The organism is Aliikangiella litoralis (assembly GCF_052495765.1).
Genome location: NZ_CP199292.1, coordinates 2,954,987 through 2,977,841, shown reverse-complemented (window position 1 = coordinate 2,977,841; position 22,855 = coordinate 2,954,987). Strand labels below are relative to the sequence as shown.

General features: G+C 35.8%; 4 protein-coding genes. All 4 read right to left on the bottom strand.

All coding sequences use genetic code 11. The annotated features are described in order from the left end of the window. Positions 1–9 precede the first annotated feature (9 nt). The gene (locus tag ACT5E3_RS12210) at positions 10–20,310 is read right to left on the bottom strand and encodes an SDR family NAD(P)-dependent oxidoreductase (RefSeq protein ID WP_444998578.1); all 20,301 of its coding nucleotides are present in this window, start codon (positions 20,308–20,310) and stop codon (positions 10–12) included. A gap of 137 nt (positions 20,311–20,447) precedes the next feature. Then, a complete protein-coding gene (locus ACT5E3_RS12205) occupies positions 20,448–21,176 on the bottom strand; it encodes an SDR family NAD(P)-dependent oxidoreductase (RefSeq protein WP_444998577.1) in 729 nt (242 codons plus the stop codon). 24 nt (positions 21,177–21,200) lie between these two features. Next, positions 21,201–22,565, bottom strand: coding sequence for a long-chain fatty acid--CoA ligase (locus ACT5E3_RS12200; RefSeq protein WP_444998576.1), 1,365 nt, complete (start codon positions 22,563–22,565; stop codon positions 21,201–21,203). Between the two features lie 23 nt (positions 22,566–22,588). Continuing rightward, complete coding sequence (locus ACT5E3_RS12195; protein WP_444998575.1) at positions 22,589–22,849, bottom strand: acyl carrier protein; 261 nt, start codon at positions 22,847–22,849, stop codon at positions 22,589–22,591. Between the last annotated feature and the right edge of the window lie 6 nt (positions 22,850–22,855).

Genomic DNA, 22,855 nt, shown 5'->3' with positions numbered 1-22,855 from the left:
GATATATTCCTATTTGTTTTCTAATGTTTTCCAAAACTTTTTTCGTTGTTCTTTTTTAGTGGTTAGCGGAACAGCTGCTGGATTTCGAGTTGGATGCTCTATCATTGAACTTAAAACGACTTCAAAGTATTGAATAATCTCTTTCGCTTTATCTTCTTCAATACGGTTTGAATCAAACTCTAATGTTAATTCCATTGATTCTGCTCGCTCTGACACTTTAATTATAAAACCTGAAGTTTGATGTTTATCTACAGCATAATCATTTAATTGCCACCAAGTTGAACTAACAGAATCATTATCTTCGTCAAATGAATATTCGAAGGTCAGTAAGCTCTCGCATAAATCTCCAAGACCAACCCATCCACTAATCGTATCAAATGGAACATGTGCATAATCAAATTTTCTATCAAGCTCTATTTGCGTATCCTTAATCCAATCCTGTACACTCTTTCGCATTACAGTATTAATGAGTACCGGAATTTGATCGTCATAGGTTCCATATACATTTTTTTCATGTTGAGATTGAATCACCCTAAATTTACCAGCAATAGAAAAAAGCGCAGATTTTGATTTGGTTAAACGGCTCAAAATTAGAGACCATGCTGTAACAAAAAGAGTTTCGAACTCAACCTCAATCTGCTGGGTAAACTTCTGCATATTACTAACAAGTTCTTTGTCTAAACTATAATTAATAAGTTTCTTGCAACTTGATGATAACTTAGATGGACGAAGTAATGCCTTTATCTCGGAGCTATCACTCAGGTACTCTTTCCAATAATTTTGTATTGCACCACTCTGTTCTCCATTAATAACTTTTTTATAGTTCTGCTCACAGAATGCTTGAGGTTGTATCGAGAATTCTTGGTTGTTTTTCAGACCATAATAAATACAGCTCAACTTTCTTAATAACTCAAAAGCCTCATTCGATTGAACGAGAAGCTTTAAACTATCCCATACCAACATGGTTTTATTTTCTTCATCTACCGCCTTAGTTACTACTGTTGATATCATATAGGGTAACTCTGCCTTTTTAGGCAAAAATCCAGTATCAAGTTTACATACTTTATTATCGTTACGAATTGTTTTTTCACTTTCAATTTCCCCAAACACTTTTTCTAAAGCATTATGCTGCTTGTCTAGAACAAGGCGAAAATATCCATTTCGATTTTTAATATAAATTGAACGAAGTATATCCACACTTTCGGCTAATTTAACCCAAGCTTTTTTCAGTAAAGAAATATCTAAGTTCTCGTTAATGGACAGTCTAACCTGTTGCCATTGTTCTTGATTACTTTTGAGGAAATATTCATATTGCTTCTTCTGTACTGGCGTCATCTCAACTACATAATCAATATTTTTTATTTTTGAAAGCATTGTTTTACTGATTTTATCAATTTGGTTTATCGATGAGTTATTCCAGTGGTTTTCAGTAACGACCAAGTTTGTACCTGAAATATCAAAAATATCTTTTCTAAACCATTTCATGGGAAATTTATCACTTTCTAAACCACTCTTACCGACGTCAGTTCTATTAGCTTTAAGCGATGGCTGATTACTTTCAGGTGTTGCTATTACATTTCCTTTTTGACTTTTTTGCTTCGAGAATTTAATTTCCGATTCATTAAATGGGTAGCCAGGTAAAGAACAACGCTTGACGCCCCTTCTTTCGTAAACATCCAAATCAAGAGTGGCACCACCAACCCAATTTTTCGCCATATTCTCAGTAGTATCTTCTTGTTCATTTCCTTTTAAAGAAGATGATTGTGCCTCTATGGTTTTAGTCGTTCCGGAAAACCATATTGAACTAAAACTCTCATATGGATTTTCTAAAAAGATAGAAGCATACTTAATAAGTTCCGGTACAGATTTAACGACAAACGCCACACGACAATTGTAGTGTCTGCGTCCACTTTGTAACGTGTAGGCTATACTTTCCAAAGTCAACTGAGATGCATTATTACAAGCAAACAATAAATCTTTCACTTGTTGTATAACTTGTTTGTTTGATTCTGCAGAAAGAACAACAATTTGTTTAATGCCATCTAGTTTTTCAGAAAAACGTGAATTATATATTTGTTCAGGACAAGACTCGACCACAAGAAATGCATTTGACCCACCCATACCAAAAGAGTTTATTCCCGCGACTTTCAGGTCCGAAGTATTAGCCCAACTTTCACCTTGTCTTGGGAAATATAATGGAGAGCTACTTTCTTCAAAAGCGCTATTCACTTTATTCAAATTAGCGCATGGAGCTATTTGATTATTTTTAATTTCTAACAACACCTTAATTAAACTACAAACTCCAGATGCGGATTCAAGATGCCCAAAATTTGCTTTTGTACCTATTGCACAAAACTGCTTTTTATCAGTAAAACGATTAACAGCATTGCTTAACGCTTTGAGTTCAATAGGATCACCTAGCTCAGTTCCAGTTCCATGACTTTCAATGAGTCCTATTGACTCTATGTTTATTTTTGATTCTTCGAGTGCTTTGACTACATTTGTTTCCATTGACTTTACACTCGGAAGGTTTACTGCTGGCCCGATACCTGAATGACCAATTGAAGAACCAGAGATAACCCCGTAAATGTTATCTCCATCCGCTATAGCCTGTTCATAATTCTTTAACAACACTGCAGCAACCGCTTCACCTGGAACTAAACCACTTGCAGAATCATCAAATGTCTTTTCTTTACCTTCACTAGATAGCAGCTTCATTTGATCAAGCATTAAGTATTTACCGTGATGCAAACTTAAATTAACCCCTCCAGCAATTGCCATTGAGCATTCATTATTGATAATTGCCTTTCTCGCTAAGTGAATTGCCGTTGTCGAAGATGAACAAGCAGTTTCAACGGTTAGGCTAGGGCCTCCAACATTTAGCATTGTAGAAACTCTGTTGGCAATTTCACTGGCAAATGAACCAGGACCAGAATAAACACCACTTTCAAAATATGACTCGGACACATGCCAGGTGAAATCATCATTCATCACACCAATGTAAACACCGACAGGATCTTTTGAAAAGCCTGCTGGGTTATAACCTGCATCTTCAACAGTTTGCCAAGCAACTTTCAACATCATTCTTAATTGAGGATCAAGGTGTGCGGCTTCGTTCTTTGACATATTAAAAAATGCTGAATCAAATAAGTAGGGATTTGGAATAAAGCCTCCCCATTTGCAACTCACTTTACCAGTTTCAGGCATATTGCTATCTGAAAAATACATTCCTGCAGACCAGCGAGACTCGGGTATTTCTTTTAAGCAATCATTACCTGTAATAATGTTTTTCCAGAAAGTTTCAATATCTGGTGACTCGGGGAAAACACCACCGATTCCAATAACCGCGACTTTTGTTTGCTTAATTATCTTGTTGCTTTCTGAAAACTGTAAATTAACTTGATCTGTTTTTTGATTTCGTGAGGCAATATTACTATTGAGCTTTGAACGACTCTTTATTTCTGCTTCTAACAAATTATTTCGGTTAGGATATTCCCGTTTGTTTGCATCAGAACCACCTGATTTGTCATCTAAACTATTCATTATGAATAGCTTAGTTTCATCAGGATGATTTTTAGCTACAAAGTTGGAAAGTTCTCTAACGGTATCATTCTCAAAAAGAGCTGTTTTGCTTAATTGCTTAAATGTTGCATTCAATTTTTCATGATACTCCATCAACATTACGGAATTGAGTCCGTAAGATTGAAATGGCGTATCAACATCAATGTCTTCAATCGTCAGGCCAATGATATTGGATAGTAATACTGCTAATGATTCTTGAATAGAAACACTAACACTATCATCCTGTAAGTTAATAGAGGATAGGAGTAGCGTATCGCAGGAGGAAGCCACTTTCCCTTGATTTTGGGTTGATATTTGAGCATGGCTATCAGGCATTAACTGACGACAAGATAAGCCTTCAATTTCACAGTATATTTCTTTTCCTTGTACAAAAACAAGGTTAAACTTGGCCACTTTGATTCCATCAACAACCTGTTTTTCTTTCAATTCACAATGACAGCTAATAAGCCTTTCTAATGGTTTAAAAAATCTAATCGTATCAATTTTGAATGGTTGCAATAGTACATCTTCATCATAAAAATCAGATATAAATGAACAGGATAAAAATGCAGATTCAAGCAAAATTGTATGGTTTAAGTCGTTATTCTCATTAGAAGTCTTATCTTTAACTAAAAGAGCTGTTACTACTTTCTTTTGTGAGTAATTTAAAGACTCTATCCCCCTAAGTGACTGACTAACCTTAAGTCCAACTCTAGTTAAATGCTGATACACAAAATCACCTTCAAGCTGAGACATGCCATCAGTTAGACAGCCCTGGTTCGGTAAGGGATTTACACTGGTTACATGATGCGATGAATCTTGTATACCAGCAAGAGTGGCAAGTCCATTTGTGTACAATATTGGTAGTTCTGGGTCGCCATTTGATATTTCAAACTTAAGTTCATCAAAGTGCGAGGCTACTTTAACAATACAACTCTCCGCTTTATCTTTAGCATTAAGTCGATCTTCAAATTGAATGTTCTTAAATCCAACAATCAGTTCATCAATCGCATCTTGAGTAGCAACCCTGGCCATTTCTATAAAAACAGCTAAAGGTAAGGTATTCTTTCCGTGAAGAACATAGTCACTCAAAAAAGTCTCTGTTGAATTAAATGTCTTACTATACTTTTGACTAAATAACGTCGATATGTTTTTATCGATTAAAGGGTGAATAACATCGTTAAACTGCGTAGACATTCTTGCGAAATTTGTCTGCTTGGTAGTACTTGTTTTACCGCTCCCTTTTTTAAACCAATAACTTTGCCCTATAAAAGGTGTGTTAGGAATCGAGATTCTTTTAGGCTTTATTCGAGGGTAGAAAATCGTTGAAAGATTCTCCCAATTAATATTGATTGATTCTGCCCAAAGCTTTGCTATACCTACGTAGTCTTCCTTTGCAAGGAAAGACTCTATTAAGTTTAATTTTTGACTTTCATCAAGAATACTTTCAAGGTTAGATATCTGATGACTTTCAGAAATATAGTACTCCTGTAAGCCATCTTTATTTAAAGCACTTTCTAATTTATCGATTAGTTCTTCTAATGTATCCGCAACGATCGCTAAACGAGAAGCATTTTGCTCTCTACCAACTTGCAGAGTAAATGCAAAGTCAATCAAGAAACGTCGTTCATTCATCTCCTCTTTTTCGAATTGTTGAGCATGCAAGAAGTTAATATTTTGTTGAACAATATTCCAAAGCTTTTCGTTCGTTTTTCCTGAAAAAACGAAAATAAAAGGGTTGTCTATAGGGTCCCAGTTTGAATTTTCACAGCAATATTCTTCAATCAATAAGTGGGCATTAGAACCACCTGCACCAAAAGTATTAAGTGCAGCTCTGCGCGGAACAGTGAAAGTTTTTCCATCTACAATTAGCTCAGGCTTTTTCCATGGTTTAATATTTCGTATAACGCTAAATGGAGTTTTCTCAAAATTGATGTTAGGGTTAAGCGTTTCAGAATGTAATGATGGAACCAGCTCTTTATTTTTAAACTGCAACAATATTTTTGTTAGTCCAGCAATACTAGAAGCGGATTCAAGGTGTCCGATGTTTGACTTAACTGAACCGATAGAACAATATTGAGTTTTAGTCTCCTGATTTGTATCCAAACTGTTATATATACGACTTAAACTATTGACTTCAATAGAATCACCTAAGGGTGTTCCAGTGCCATGTCCTTCAACGTATGAAATAGTCTGAGGATCCCAATTAGCTTCTTGTAGTGCTTGCTTTGCAACATCACTTAACGAATGGGGATTAGGTGTGGTAAACGAATTGGATTTACCTCCGTGATTAATTGAAGAAGCTTTTATCACACCATAAATATGGTCACCATCTCGCACTGCATCTTTCAGTCGTTTAAGTAATGCAACACCAACACCTTCTCCAGGAACATAACCATCTCCGCCGTCACCGTAAGAACGACATCGCCCTTCAGAAGATAAAAGCCCATGTTGTGTTAACTTGTGATATTTGTCAGCATGGAGTGTTAAGTTTACCCCTCCTGCTAATACATAATCGCACTCTCCAGAAAGTAGACTTTGTTTTGCTAAGTGTATGGCTGTTAGCGACGACGAACACATTGTGTCAAGAGCTAAACTCGGTCCTTTAAAATCAAAGTAATAAGACACTCGATTAGCTATAGAGGAAAATGATGCTCCCGGTTGCTCATAATCAGATTGATTTTGCTCTATCTCAAACAATTCATATTGGCCCCACATTACACCAACATATACACCTACTTTTTGGCCTTTCAATGCAGATCGGCAATAGCCAGCATCTTCCACACAGTGATAAGCTGTTTGTAAAAATAAACGTTCTTGTGGATCCATAACTCTCGCTTCGCGAGGAGAAATATTGAAGTGTAGAGCATCAAAATGATCGGGATCCGCGATAAACCCACCCCATTTTGAATTAACGGCTCCCCAGTCCATTGAAATATCAGAGTAATTTTCTTTATGATCCCATCTCGACAACGGAATTTCAGAAATACAATCTTTAGCTGAACGAAGGTTCTGCCAAAATTCATCTAGATTATTCGCACCGGGGTATCGTCCACTCAGACCAACAATAGCAATATCATCTGTTATTAATTTAGTTTTCTCTTTCTCTTTAGCTTTGGGTGTAAATAAAGAGTTAGTCGGCACTCTATAGCTACTCTCTAAAACCAACAATTGTTGTTCATTAAATTTAGTTTCTTCTGACTTATTTGTCTGTTCTTCCGTCGATGAGTTTTCTTCTTTAAGACTTAAACTTTTTATTGAATCAACTAATTTAAGCTTTTGCAGTATGGTCGCTCGTTGACCAAAATAAATTGATAATTGTGGCTTTTGTTTATGCCAGCATTCATTCAATATTTGCACCCCCTGGGCTTGGTCAATTGGTTGCATACCAAAATCGTCAAGATAAAGCTGCAATACACTTGAATCTTGATTCAGTCCATCAACATTCCATAAAGGCCAACCAATTGCGAGCGATAAACCACTTCGATTACCTAGGTTTCTTTGATATTCTCTTTGTCTGGCATAGCTATTTTGGAAACTATTCCCCATTGCATACGCACCAGCACCAAAATCCCCGATCTCCGCCGTTATTGAAGAGTATAAAATAAAAAAATCAAGCGGATCATTACGCGTCGCGTAATCTAGGTTTATAGTGCCGATACATTTCGCTTCCAGCGGCTTAATAAACTCATCTCGGTTAGCATTAAATAGTCCTTTATCAGCACTAACACCAGCACAATGGATAACACCTTTAATCATTCCTTTTTGTTTGCGAATATCATCAAATGCACTGACTAGATTACTGTTTTCAGTGATATCGCATGACGAATAAAAAATATTAATTTGCTCCGTAACTAATTCATCAATAAACGCTTCTACCGTTTCACCAAGCGGTGAACGTCCAAGCAACCCAATTGAAATGGATTTTTCTTGGGTTAAAGCGATATCTACTAAATAACGACAAGTCACCTTTCCTAAACCACCAACACCACCAGTAATCAAATAAACGCCATTGTCTTCCAATGGCAAGCTTGAACTATTTTGCTTTTTAACAAATGAAGAACCTGTATATTCCTCGAGGATATAAGCATAACGCTGTCCAAATTGATCATATTCCAGACTAATTAACTCTCTGTCATGCATTAATAACTCGTTTTTTATGACATTCTTAAATAACTGACTGTCCTTAATCACTGATGGATTTAAGGCGATACGAGAAAAGAAAAGTCGATTATTGATATCCGATAGTGTTCGAGCTAAACCGTCAAATGCTTCCCAATGTGGTTGCGCATTTTCGAGTGAACCTTTATGGAAAAATAAAATATCAGCCGACGATCGAGTAAATAAGCCTGTTATGGACTTCGTTAGGTGTTTTATAAATAAAACACTCTCTTTGAATACCTGATCAACGGCTTTAATATCATCTGAACCAACTTCATTAAACCACTGATGAGTTTGCTCTTCATACAAAGTAAAAACATCAGGTTTAATCCCTCGACTGAGTAACACTTTGAACAATTTAATTAAATCTTTTTCATTGTTTTTCCGGATAGTAAATTTATTCGTTTCACGATACTCACGATACACTTCATCAAAACTAACTTGGATATTTTTAAAAGACTCGACTACAATTTTTTCAGAAAACCCAAAAGATACTAGTACAGGCTCTCCATTTGAGCGATTCGACAATTCAATTGATAACGGAGATAATCGCCTAACTTCATTGATGTATACAACTTCTCGGGAAGCTCTTGCTAATTCAGTTACAGCTTTATTGCGAGTGGTTATAGCATTTTCTTTAGATTTTTTATCTTGCCTAGTTGTTGTATTTTGGAGCGTGTTGATTTCTAATGCAAAACCTAAAATTTCACTGAGCTCTTCTAAGTGATTTTCTTCAAAATAATTAACAACTTGATTTAATGAGTCACACTCAAAAAAAACTGTTTTAGAAAGCGTTTTAAGATCTTGTTCAAATACTTTATTAAGTTTAACAATGGTAATAGAGTCAACTCCCATCAACTCAAAACCTTGTTCGAGCCTAATTTGAGACAAGCCAATCCCAGTCGCTTCAGAGAACTTTTCTTTTGTATAGGTAATTATTTGTTCTTTGATTGCTTTAATTTTTTTCTTATGGGATCTTGATGTTACTTGTTTAGAAGAAATAAGAACATTTTCAACCGAAGATTTAGCAGCAATATTGACAGCATCATCAACCGACATTGAAATATTACAAGCTTTGCAAACAGCTTCTCGATGATTTTCTATAAGGTGAGTGGCTATTTGTTCAAGAGTTTCACATTCGAAAAATATGGTTTTTGAAAGTTCTTCAAAATCTTTTTCAAAGAGTTTATTAAGCTTTACTATAGTAATGGAATCAACTCCCATACTATCAAAGCTCTGCTCGGCTTTCACCTGAGGTAGAGTCAATCCAGTTGCGGCGGAGAATAAATGCTTTACGTAGTTTGTTGTTTTAGAAAGTAGAAAAGAATTGTCAGAAGCTAAAGTTAAATTAGAAGACTGACACGACAATCTGCTAGAAGAAGCGTCATGAAGAGAAATGAAATTTTCTACTGAGGCATCTTGCAACCGGGCGTCGTTACTATTACCTTTTAGCATCGCTTTGTTCTTTCGTGTAAGCGAGGTCGCTAATGCTTTAAAGCCAGAAATGACTAAACAAATATTACCAGCAAGATCATAGATTGTTATATTAGCTTCAACAAATGTCTTAAATTCATCATCACTATGAGTAATTTGAATATATGCATAGACATCTTTTGGCATCCGACATATTAAATTTATATTATTGATCGACTGTGGAATCAATAACTGTTTCCATCCTCTACGCTCAAGTATAAGTAACGTCGCTCTCAATGCACCATCTAATAAGCATGGTTCGATACTTATTTCATCATTCGACAATCTACCTTCTGATGTAGTTGAAAGTTTAACTAAAGCATTTTGGTGACTTTCATCAACATGCAGAGCAGAGGTTACCTGAAAATAATTTCCGTATTCCAACCCCAGACTTTTGAAATATTGATAGACTTTTTTCTGAGAGTAATCAACAACTGAATAACGCTCAAGAAGTGACTGTAAATGGTCATGATTTTTAGCTAATTCTTTAGCATGCTTACTAAGTGTTAATTTCCCCGATAATAAACTAGTAAATACTCCAGTTTTGCTTTCATAATTGCTCTTTTCGTTATCAAAACATTCATTACTTACTTCTGCAATTTCAAATCGATTTTCACTTGGTTCAAATCGAATCATTGTACTCAATGAATTTTCAACAATACCTGGATTAATCCACTGAAGATTACTAAGTTCAATACTTCCGATTGTCGTCTTATTCATAGAGCGGTTGACATTTAAGTAGGCTTGAATAGCCATTTCTATTAATACCGCACCAGCAATTACTCGTTGACTTCCAACCCTATGGTCTGAAATGTATGGATCGCCAGACTTAAAAAGTTTGCGAAAAGCAACATAATCAAAGTCAGAAACATTCTCATCAACCAGCGTACTAATAGCTTGCCCTTCTGTTACTATTTCTGATACGGGTTTCGAGTCTATAGGCCAATATATAGTTTTATCGAACTGATAAGTCGGAAGAGAAATTCGTTTAGCAACATTTTTATTAAAAATTCGATCACTAGTAATTGACTCACCAGAGACCCAACAAACTGCTGCTTCATCAATCGCTAATAAACTTTCCGTAGTTTTAGAAGAGTCAACATCAAGTTCTTGAGCCTTCCAACCCAAATCCATTGCTTTCTCAGCATAACCATACCAACAACCTTCAATTTTATGAATATTTTCTTCAGTCAGTTCAAACTGAGAAATGCTATTTAATTTCTCAACAAGTTGGCGTAAATTTTTCGCTTTTACAGCAACCCGATACTCAAGCGCAATTCGACCAAAAAAGAGAGTAAAAGCAATATCATCCGGAGACAGTGTATTTGAGTATTGTTCGATATAACGATATTGTTCTTGTAAATTTCTTTGTAAACTATCGATATTTTTAGCAGAGAAAACAAATAGCTTCTCACTATCTTCTTGAACATTATTATCAGTAGAATCAATTTTATTTAGAGCGTTTTCTTCAACAACTAAATAAGCATTTGCCCCTCCTGCACCGAGTGACGCAATGGCAGAACGACGTTTATGAATTGGAGATTCCCAATCAATTAAGTTTTGAGGAACATGAAGTTTTGAGTTAGCAAAATCAAGGTTAGGGTTTAATGACTGGGAATGTAATGATGGTACTATTTTTTTATGCTTCATCTGAAGCAATACCTTGATCAATGCAGCTACTCCACTAGCCCCTTCTAGATGTCCTATATTTGATTTTAAAGATCCTATAGCACAGCGACTCTCGGGCAGTGCTAATGTTTTGAATACATCATTTATTGCATTAAACTCTATAGGGTCACCAAGACCGGTTCCCGTACCATGAGCTTCGAAATAGCTAATATCATCTGGTGTTAAATTAGCCATATTTAATGCACTTTCAAAACCATTTTTTTGTGCAGTTAAACTGGGCACGGTTAGTCCGTTAGTTTTTCCGTTATGATTAACTGAACCACCTTTAATAATCCCATAAATATTATCTTTGTCATCAAGCGCTTTAGAAAGCGGCTTAAGTAAAACCGTCGCAACCCCCTCTCCAGGAACATAACCATCACCATTTTTACCAAAACTGCGACATCGTCCTGTACTTGATAACATTTGCATTTGAGTCAACAATTCATATTTGTACGGATGCATTGATAGATTAATTCCACCGGCTATAGCATATCCACACTCGCCTTTTCTTAGACTTTCACATGCTTGGTGAATCGCTAATAATGAACTTGAGCATGCTGTATCAAAAGAAATACTTGGGCCTTTAAAATCGAAGAAATAAGAAACTCTATTTGGTATTGCGGCATCCCAAGCAAAGTTAATTGTTTTATTGCCTTTCAATGATTCCTCAAGGCCGACGAGATCATAATGATTCCACATGCTACCAGCAAAAACACCGACACTCGCCCCCGCTTTATGTTCTTTTGAAAGACTAGTTGGTGTGTAACCGGCATCTTCTAAAGTTGTCCAAACACATTGTAAAAATAGACGTTCTTGAGGATCCATACTTTTTGCCTGTTCAGGCAACACATTAAATAAATGAGCATCGAATTCATTGAATCCGTCAATGAAACCTCCCCACTTACCGCTTATTTTACCGGGTTCAATAGTCTCTTTTTCATAGAACTGATTAATATCCCATCGCTCCAAAGGAATATCCTTGATACAATCTTTGCCTTTCGCTAAAACATCCCACAGTTCCTCAACAGATCCCGCTTCTGGGAAACGGCCACTAATACCGATAACAGCAATATCTTTCTCGTTGTAGCTGCTTTGTGTTCTATTATTTTCAATCAGTTGATTAAAATCTAAAAGTTTTAATATTTCATGACTAACAGAACTTATTGGTTCTTTTAAAACTATTTGATTAACAGAATCTTTATTCTTAGCCAGGTTAAAATCAGCAAGCTTGTTTTTAACAATAGCCCCATAGTTCTGTAGAAAATATTTACCTAAACTCTGAATATCTTGGTACTCAAAAAATAATGTTTTGGAAAGCTCACCAAAAACGTTCTCAAGCTCTTCATTCATTGCCATGATCATGACTGAATCAATACCATATTTTTCAAGAGCCACCTGAGATGATATCTCTTCGGTTTCAATCTTTGAGACTTTTGACAATACTGATTTCAAATATCCCTCAATAGAATTTATTTGAGAAACATCTGCTTTTTTAACTATAGAAGATTTAACAATTTCTGTTTGCTGACTAGGCCTAGGTGTGTCTGCTTTGTTAAAAACGACTATTTCACGAGTTTTAAATCCTCTGATAGTAGCTACCAGTATCTTTTCTGTCGAATATACATCTATATTATAATAGAATTCTTTTCCATTATTTTTAGTAAGCTTTGCATAGACTAAACAGTTTTGATTAAGACAATCAAACAGCTCTATTTGAGACACTTCTACTGGCACTTGTAGATTCCAGCTTTCTGTATTAAAGATATTAACTGCGAGACAAGTTCTAAATATAGTATCGAGAATTTGCGGCGATACAATACAATCCGTTCCAGATGGACTTGATTTAATTTTGCTTATTGCCGTGTTGTTAGTTGCGGCGATAGTATCTAAAAGGTCAAAACTTTTACCAAGTTGTAGGCCTACCGATGCAAATCTCTCTTCAATAACAATTTTATCAACTGCCTGATGAGATTCAAACACAGTACTTAACGCTTTGCTTTCAATGAGGCTTTCGCTTACACTGCTGACATTTAGTTCAATTTCGCCTTGAACACAAGCCAATAAAGATTCTTTGCCTTCATCCTCGACTTGCTTACCTACTTGGAATATATACCCACTATTCTTTGAAATTAATTCAATTTGGGTACTAACTACTTCTTTTTGAATACTTACTGGCCTTGCCCAAATTAACTGCTTGATTTGAGCTTCAAACTTGCCATTGTTGCCATAACATTGAGACTTATCATGACTAGAAGAATGTAAGACTGCCTGAAGTGCCATTTCAAGGAAGGCTGCACCTGGAACCGTTGGTATATTCCTTAATTGATGGTGAGCAACCAATTCATCACTTCGATAAAACTGTTTAGTAAATATTTGTCGATTAATCTGAGAAATATTTTCATCAAGTAATGAGTGTAAAGAGGATCTCAACGAACTTGCGGAAGGTATTTCTGTCCAGAATTTTTTAGTATCAAAAACATAAGTAGGCAAACTAATTCGCTTACAGTCATCTCTATTTTTATAGAGCTCACTCCACTCAATTGAAATACCACTAACCCATGCTATTGCTAGACTCTTAAAATCATGATTAACTATCCACTTTTCAACAATTTCTCGCGCATTTGACTCTTCTGAAAATAAATAGGTTAATGAATTTGGGGTTGATAAGTCATTAAAGTAATAATCAGCGCCTGAAGTGCTTCCTTCATCCTGAAAGTAATTTTCTATTTTTTCTATTAAATCATTGAGATCCTTTGCAAGGAACGCAATGCGAATATCAAAACACTCCCTACCAACCTGCAAAGTGTAAGCTATATTTTCTAAGCTAGTTCGGTAAGAATTTTCATTCTTAGCTTCTTCAAATTCAATCTCTTTTAAATAATCATGAGTTTTTTTAAGTATTGAAGTTAATGAATGATTAGTTTTAGCCGAGAAAATAATCGCTTGCGGTGTTGTTGTACCTACAGTATTTTTTTCGAAATTTTCTTCATTATACTCTTCAATGATAACGTGCGCATTACTACCTCCGGCACCAAAAGAGCTGATACCAGCAATTCTTGGTGTTTCGATAATTTTGTTATCTGCTGATTGGTGTGCAAATATAGGTCGTTCCCAATTAGAAAGTTCTTGTTGAACTTTAAAAGGCGTATTAGAGAAATCAATATTGACATTCAATTCGTTCGAGTGAAGTGATGGTACGATCTTCTTATGCTTTAATTGCAGTAACACTTTAGTTAATGCCGCAATTCCCGCTGCAGCTTCTAAATGACCGATATTCGATTTAACTGATCCAATTGCACAATGTTTATTCTGCTCTTGTTGATAAGCTTTTTTGAGTCCTATCATTTCAACCGGATCACCAAGTGGTGTACCTGTTCCGTGCGCTTCTACATAAGAGACTTCACTTGGTGAGACTCTAGCATTAGTCAAAGCTGACTTGATCAAAGACGCTTGACGAATTGGATTAGGCACAGTAAAACCAGAAGTTTTTCCTCCATGATTCAAAGAGCTTCCTCTGATCACACCATAAATATTATCTCCATCAGCAACTGCTTTAGATAAAGGTTTGAGAATAACCGCACCAACACCATCTCCAGGTACGTAGCCATCACCACCTTCACCGAAGCTACGACACCTACCATCACTCGATAAAAACTGCATTTCTGATAGTAAATTGTATTTGCTTGGGTGTAAGGTTAAATTGACTCCTCCAGCTATAGCAACCTCAATTTCATTTCGCTTAATACTTTCACAGGCTAGATGAAGAGCACTTAAAGAAGATGAACACGCAGAATCAATAGCAAGACTTGGCCCTGAAAAATTATAAAAGTAAGAAACTCTGTTTGCAATTCCCCAATAAAATGAACGTGGTGTTGTCCACTGACTGGGTTGATTACTATTAACTCCTAATAGTTGATAGTCTCCCCACATTACCCCAACAAAAACACCAACAGGATTTTCTTTATCTGATTTATTATAGCCAGCCTTAGTTAGATTTTGAGCAGTATAACCAGCATCCTGAATCGCTGATGTGGCACACTGTAAAAAAAGTCGCTCCTGTGGATCAATAACTTCTGCTTCTTTAGGGGTGATATTAAAATAGGCCGCATCAAATTGATCGACATTGTTTATAAACCCTCCCCATTTACTATAACTTTTACCTTGTTCAGGGCTTCCTTCTTTGTAAAACTTTGACCAATCCCAAAGATTTTCAGGGATTTCTCGGATGCTATCTCTACCGTTTTTCAGGTTGTCCCAGTATTGGGATATATTATCGGCCTCAGGATACTGACCAGCAACACCAATTATGGCAATGCTTTCATCATTATATTCACGCTTAACAAGTGCGACTTGTGGAAGTAAATCGCTCTGCTCTGAACGGATTAAATTATCAAATCTTAACTTCTTAGTAGCAGAAAGTTTTAGCAACTTATTATTTGATTCACTTTTAAAATTCTTTTCTGCCAATGGATAATTTAAAGTTTCATCGGTAACTACAGCTTCTGGAGTAACTTTCTGTACTAACGAATTTGTTGGATAATTAGTAGTAGAAAAATGTGCTTTATGGTTTTGACTGAAATATTCTGCAAGCTCTTCTATTGTCTGATATTCGAAAAATAATGTTTTAGGTAAATTATTGAACTTTTTTTCCATCAAGTTAATCAAATCGATCATTACAATCGAATCAAACCCATAGCGTTCAAATGAGCTATTAACTTCAATTTTTTGTTTTGGAATTTTTAACTCATTTGCAAAAACTTCAACCAAATAATTTATTGCATTATTTTTCAAGTTTGAATCTGCCAGCTCTTCTACCTCACTAACATCATCTTCTTGTTTATCTTCAGGATTAAGAATACTTTTTATTTTTTCCTGCTCACCTTCTAATACAGCTAACTGCTCAATATTATGATTGAGTGCAAATTGAAGTGCATTTAGTCCATTCTCGTCTGCAAGCGGTGTAAGACCAAAAGTACGCTTTAGGACTGCTTCCTCTTTCTCGTTCAAATGCATTCCGCCATTTTTCCAGTAAGGCCAGTTAATGGATACTGATTTACCGAAACGACTTCCTTCCTTTACCATTTTATTACGATAGACGACCATGTTATCTAGGTAGGCGTTAGCATATCCATAGTCTATTTGCCCATAATTACCCAATATTGCTGTAACCGAAGAAAAAACACAAAAGAAATCTAATTGTCTATCCTTAGTGGCTAAATCTAAATTATTGGCTCCAATCACTTTAGGCGCGATTACGGCTTCAAACGAAGATTTTTCTTTCTTTAAAATAAAGGCATCTTTTATTATACCTGCGGAGTGAATAATTCCGTTCAACTCACCTGATTTTTTACAGATCTGTTTTACAAGTTGATTAACTGAAGCGTAATCTGATACATCACAGCTAAGATATGCAACGCTTCCTTTGCCATCGCCACAAGCAGTATTAATTTGGTTTAACAAGGACTGTCTATTTTCATCAAGCTTTGATCTTCCCATTAAATAAACACTTGCTTGAAACTGATTTACCAAAAATTTAGTAATCAGTAAACCTATCCCCCCCAAACCACCAGTAATAAGATAAGTACCACAATTTCTAAAAGAAACACCTGTAGTTTCATTATTTGTAGCCTTCAAATTTTGGAACTTACTGATGTACCTTTTATTGTCCTCGTATTTGATATTGAACACATCTTGTTGAGTCGCTATTTCATATTCCGAAATTTGGATTAGCTCCTCTATCGAGTACACACTGCTTTCCAAGGATATCACTCGACCAACAAAGTTCGGTTTTTCAACCTTCATCGTTTTGAACAAACCAGTCGCAGCCAAATTGTAACTACTTGATGCTAATAGCTGAGTATTTTCAAAAACAAACCAATCAAGTTTTTGGGTTTTGAGTAGAATCGTTTTAGCAAGTAAAAATAGGCTGACACCACTAACATTAGAGAGTTCTAAACTGGAAGAATTCGCGCTTGATATTTTTTCAATCTCATTTGCCGAATTCGTATTGGTTATAGATGTTGCGTAAATAATAAGCTGTGGTAATTGTTTTCTTTCTTCTAAACGTTCTATTAAACTAATATAATCAGATTCATCATCATATCGAATGGTAAAGTTATTCCCCTTCTCACTAAAAGCTTTACCTTTCTGTACTTGAATAATGGTTTTCTTTCCAGATAGTTTCAAATTGTATGGGTTGCTCCCAATAAAGCATAATACAAATTCTCTTTCGCTAATGTTCTCACTGAGTTTATGTTCTAGCCAAACCGGCTGGTAATAGCTTGAATTAATTACCTGAACTTCATTTGATTTTATTGGATATTCAACACCATCATTTACCTTTTCATCATGTTTTTTAGATTCAGATTTCATCGCTTTTAGAATAAAACCAGAAACAATTACAAGCGGTAATCCACTTCGATTATAAATTATTAAATTGTATTGTTTATTGACTCGATCAACCACCTCACATACGACAGTGACTTTCTTTTCCAGGGGGTTTACCAGACATACTTCAGAAAAATGAAAAGGTAATATTTTTATATCTTGACCTTCCAAATATTGAGTATGCATCATCGCAGTTTGAACAAGACCATCCATAAGTGAAGGATGGAGCACAAACTGCTCAAAAGATTCAGTGAGATTAGATGGAATTTCTAAATCAGCAACAGCTTGCCTTTCATTAAACAATATTTCTTTAATAACCTGAAAACTTTGCTTTTGAATAATTCCAGTTTTGACAAATTTATCGTAGACATCCTTTATTGACCACGACTCTGTCATTTCTTGTTTTATGGCTGAAATTTCTATTGAGTTCGCTTGATTCGAAGTAGAATCTAGGTTGTACCAATCAATTTTTCCTCTTGAAAAAACAAGATCCATATTGGTATCTTTTATGGTGTAATGAAGCTCTTCGTTTTCTACATTAAGAAAAACTTCAACCTCCTTCTCTTCTTCTACTTCAATTACGTTGTAAAACCAAACATCCTTAATAATAGTAATTTTATCTTGAGTCGCTTCAGCTGCACATTTTCTGGCGATTTCTAAATGACAAACCCCCGGAATTACATGTATTTCATTAACTAAATGATCTTTTAATACAAATTCAGAAATATTAAATTTTTTCTTAAACTTTTGTTCATATAAAGTTGATATATTCTTATCTATTAATGGATGAAGGGCTTGTGTATTTTCTACTTTATTTGAGTTTTGTAGCGTTCTTTTTACTAATGGATAACCTTCGGTAATCCACGATCTTTCTTGACTAAATGGGTAAGTCGGCAATGGTATTCGACGATATGGTACATCATCCTTAACAGATTTAATCTCGAAGTATGAACTTTCTTCTAGATTTTCCAGACACCAGAGTTCACACCATTTAGTCACGCTCAGCTGGCTAAGTTTTGATTTTTTTACCGTTCGGTTATATGCAGTTTTACTGTCCCCCTTCGGTAAACTAATATAGATGTTTTTTGCATTCTTTCCTTTACCTTGAAGAAAAATTTTGAGACTTTTCTTTAGTTCGGTAGGTGACTTTACACTTAATGCAAGTCGAAATTTGTAGGACTTTCTCCCTACCAACAGACTATAAGCCATATCCCCAAGATCTATAACATCAGAGCCTTGCTCCAAGAACAACAACAGCGAACTTGCAATCTCTACCAGTTGGGTGCTACTTTCAGCTGAAAGTGTAATAGCGTGTTGCCGTTTATTTTTAATTTTCGCCTGTTTTTTTGCATCTTCGATGAAGTTTTCTACCAACAAATGAGCATTCGATCCACCAGCGCCAAAGGAGCTAATACCAGCAATAAGCTTGTTATTAGTAGTCTTCCATTCTTGATTTTCTTTGATCAGATAAAATGGCGTTTCAGAAAGAGATAATTTTTTATTTTCCTTTTTCGAATGTAAACTTGCAGGTAGCAGTTTATTCTTCATACTAAGAAGAACTTTTATCAATCCAGTGACACCGGCAGCAGCTTCTAAATGTCCAATATTTGATTTAATAGAACCTATTCCACAATAAGCCTTTTGCTCTGTACTTTTGGAAAAAGCATTTGTTAAACCAGTAATTTCGATTGGATCGCCTAAATCAGTACCTGTTCCATGACACTCAACATAACTAATATCCGCCGGATTCACGCCTGCTTTATCGATTGCATGAGCTATCAATTGAGTATGCGCGACTGGATTTGGCACAGTATAACCTGTAACTTTACCACCGTGATTTGAAGAAGCAGCTTTAACCACGCCGTATATGTGATCACCATCCTCAATAGCATTTAATAATGGCTTAAGCAAAACAGCAGCTACACCTTCTCCTGGTACATAACCATCCCCACCCTCGCCAAAACTTCGGCATTTTCCTTCTGAAGAAAGGAAATGATTTTGACTTAAAAACAGGTATTTATCTGGATGAAGGTTTAGATTTACACCTCCCGCGATAGCCATTTCACACTGGCCTGTTTGTAACGCATTACAAGCATCATTAATTGCTACAAGTGAACTAGAGCATGCTGAATCTATCGCTACGCTTGGCCCTTTAAGATTTAGAAAGTAAGACAGCCGATTAGGAATACTCCAGTAAAGCGAACCCGCTCCTTTGTATGTATCTTCCTTAATACTAGCTTCATGCGCGATAATAGAAAATTCATTCCAAGTAACGCCAACATATACTCCAATATTATCTGTTGGGCGGTTTTCAGGATTTCCATATCCTGCATTTTCCATCAGAGACCAACCACACTGTAGGAATAGTTTTTGTTGCGGATCCATCAGTTCAGCTTCTCGATGAGGTATCTGGAAAAATATCGGATCAAAATACTCAATACCTTCTATAAAACCACCCCACTTGCTATATAAAGCATTTTTATTAGTCTTATCTGTTGAGTATAGTGATTCTGCACTCCATCGCTTCTCCGGCACAACGGTAACAGAATCTTTGTTTTTCAGTAAATTACTCCACAGTTCTTCAGGATTTTTTGCTTGTGGAAATTTTCCGGCGATCCCAATAATTGCCACTTCACCAATGTTTGCTTGCGTATTTAATTTGCTTATCAACTTGTCCGCTACAGGTAAATTGTCGCTGCAAATTTCATCAAAACTTTCCTGATTATCTTTTTGTGTGGACAGAATATCACTAGTTGATTGCTTTTCAGCAGAAGCGGTTTCACTAGCAATTTGTTGCAATATGCCAGCATTATTCTTTGGTTTCTTTTTAACAAGGAAGTCAGCTAACTTATTAATTGACGGCTGCTCAAATAATAGTGTACTAGAAAGCCCATCATAGTTTTCATTAAGAGAGCTCAAAATTTCTTCACTAACTAATGAAGATACGCCTATAGAAAAAAGTGATGCATTTCGTTCTATTTCTTTCTCACATAGATTGAGCTTTTCTGAAATCAGGTTCGAAATATAGTGAGCGATATGATTCCTACTAATCGACATGAATAGTTTCCCTAAAAAATATTAACTAATAAATAGAAGGCCACGTCTCTGTGACTTTCAAAAATATAAAAACTAAACTGCTATTATTTATCTTTTATTGCAGCGTCATAAAGTCAGTCAAAAAATAAACCAAACACTTAACAGGTTAAACCACCATCAACAACCAAAGATTGTCCTGTGATAAATCGCGAACTATCACTCAGTAAAAATAGAACGCTACCAGTTACATCTGAAACCTCTCCCAACCTTCCCAGCGGAGTTCTTCTTATTATTTGATTTTTTCTAGCATCAGACATTCCATGAGTCATATCAGTCGCAAGAAAACCAGGGGAAATAGCATTCACTCTGATATTCCTTGTCCCCAATTCTCTTGCCAATCCACGCGAAAAACCATCTAATGCAGACTTTGTTGCACCGTAAACCGAGACACCTTTAAAACCTCTTGTACCTAAAATGGAACTAATATTAATTATGCTACCTGACTGTTCTCTTAACATGACACGAGATACATCGCGAGTAATTGCAATTACAGCTTTAAGATTTAACTCGATTGCACTATCTATTTCATCATTGGTTGTCATTGGTAAAAGAGCATCCAAAGTTGCTCCAGCATTATTTACTAAACCATCTATTCGTTCATACTTTTGATAGACTGAATTGACAAATTTTTTAAGTGCTGCGCTGTCAGTTGCATCCACTTGCTGCCAGTAAAAATTATCAGGACAAGCTAACTCCATTTCTTTAATAAAGTCAGTTTTAGAACGGCTAAAAGTTGCTACTGTGTTACCACTTTCCAACAACGCAATACACAGGGCTTTACCTAATCCCCGACTTCCACCACTCACAATTACTATTTTATTTTTCATTAAAATCATACTTAACATCCATTATTAATTTGTTACGCCGCTAGTGTTTCTTGATTTTTTTAATCGCTCACTCATAAAGCTTTGGTCCGAAATAGAAACCAGTTTAGGTACTTTAAATGGTTCCATACGACCAAGACAAAAAGAATTCAAACGACTAACCAATTCTTGCTTACTTTCATCTTTCTTAAGTCGGATATCTGCACACACAATATTTCCCATAACAGGATTTTTCTTACCATAAACTAAAACTTCTTCTACATTAGACATTTCCAGCAATACACTTTCGATTTCATTCGGAAATACTTTCTCACCACCAACATTGATAATTTCGCTATCGCGCCCTAAAATTCGATAATAGTTTCCTTCAACTTGAACTCTATCTCCTGTGATATAGTACCCGTCTTTCGTAAATGGCGATGGAGCATTTAAATATCCCAACATATTGGCTGGTGTTTTAATCTGCAAAATACCATCAACAACTCTAGTTGTTACACCATGCCCGCCTATTTCTAACCAATCAGAGTCAGAGTCTTTTGAACGCGTAGAGAATATACCTAACTCAGTAAGACCATAAGTCTGCTTTAACCTTACCTTAGGAAAATTTTGATTAACTGCTTTTAATGTCGACATTGGCATGGGTTCAGTGCCATAGGTAATGAGTTTTAGAGAAGACAAATCAAACCTTTCAACATTACCAGAAAGCAACAACATATTAAGAAATGTTGGTGTTGTTGGTAAAAGTTCAACTCGATACTTTTGAATAGTATTGCAGACCTCTGATGGTGTTCGCCCTTTTATAGAAATGGCTGTTCCACCACTAAATATAATATTAAAAAGAGTATTCAACCCGCCAATGTGATCTAACTTTAAAAACACAATACTTCGCATGCATTTATTATCCGAAACCGATGCTTTTTTGAACCGCTCAAGCAGCGTACTAGCCTTTAATACCGCTCCTTTACTTTCTCCGCTTGTTCCTGATGTAAAAAGAATAAGACCCGCTTCTTCCTGACTACGCAAGGATTCAATTATAGGATGGGATTCCTTTACATTACATTCTCTAATCGTAACGTCACCATTCTCACTCAATTCGATTGACCACTTAATACTTGCTAAACTATAAAATTTATCATGCTTATGTTTGGTCTCATTAGTAAGTGGAACTATAATATTTTCATTGGCTAGAAGCGCGAGAATGAATGCTGCTGTATCTGCACTAAAGTCTCCAATTAACGCGACCACATCGCCTGCGACAATCCCATTTGATATTAGTTTGGTTTTGCAAGTATTTAGTTTTGAAGCTAACTCTTCATAACTACACGTTTCGCCTTCAGATATAAAGACTGCACGCTTTCCAAAATAAGAAATCCGTTCATTCATCCAGTTCATTATTAATGACCTATTCCTTTCGCTTAACAGGCAACAGAGAGCTGTTCTTCATAGACTCTATATAAGTCTCCAACAGTTCTCACATTCATAATTGAAACTCCAGAAGAAAAAGGATCAACACCTATTTCCATTTCCAAAACGGCCACAAGTTCAGCAACATCTAAGGAAACAAATCCTAAATCAGCGACAACTTCTAGTTCAGGATTTAACTCTTTAGCCGAATAGTTGTTCCTTTCCTGAATACTCTTAAGGACTAGGTTTATCTTTTCTTTTACGTTATTCATCTTAAT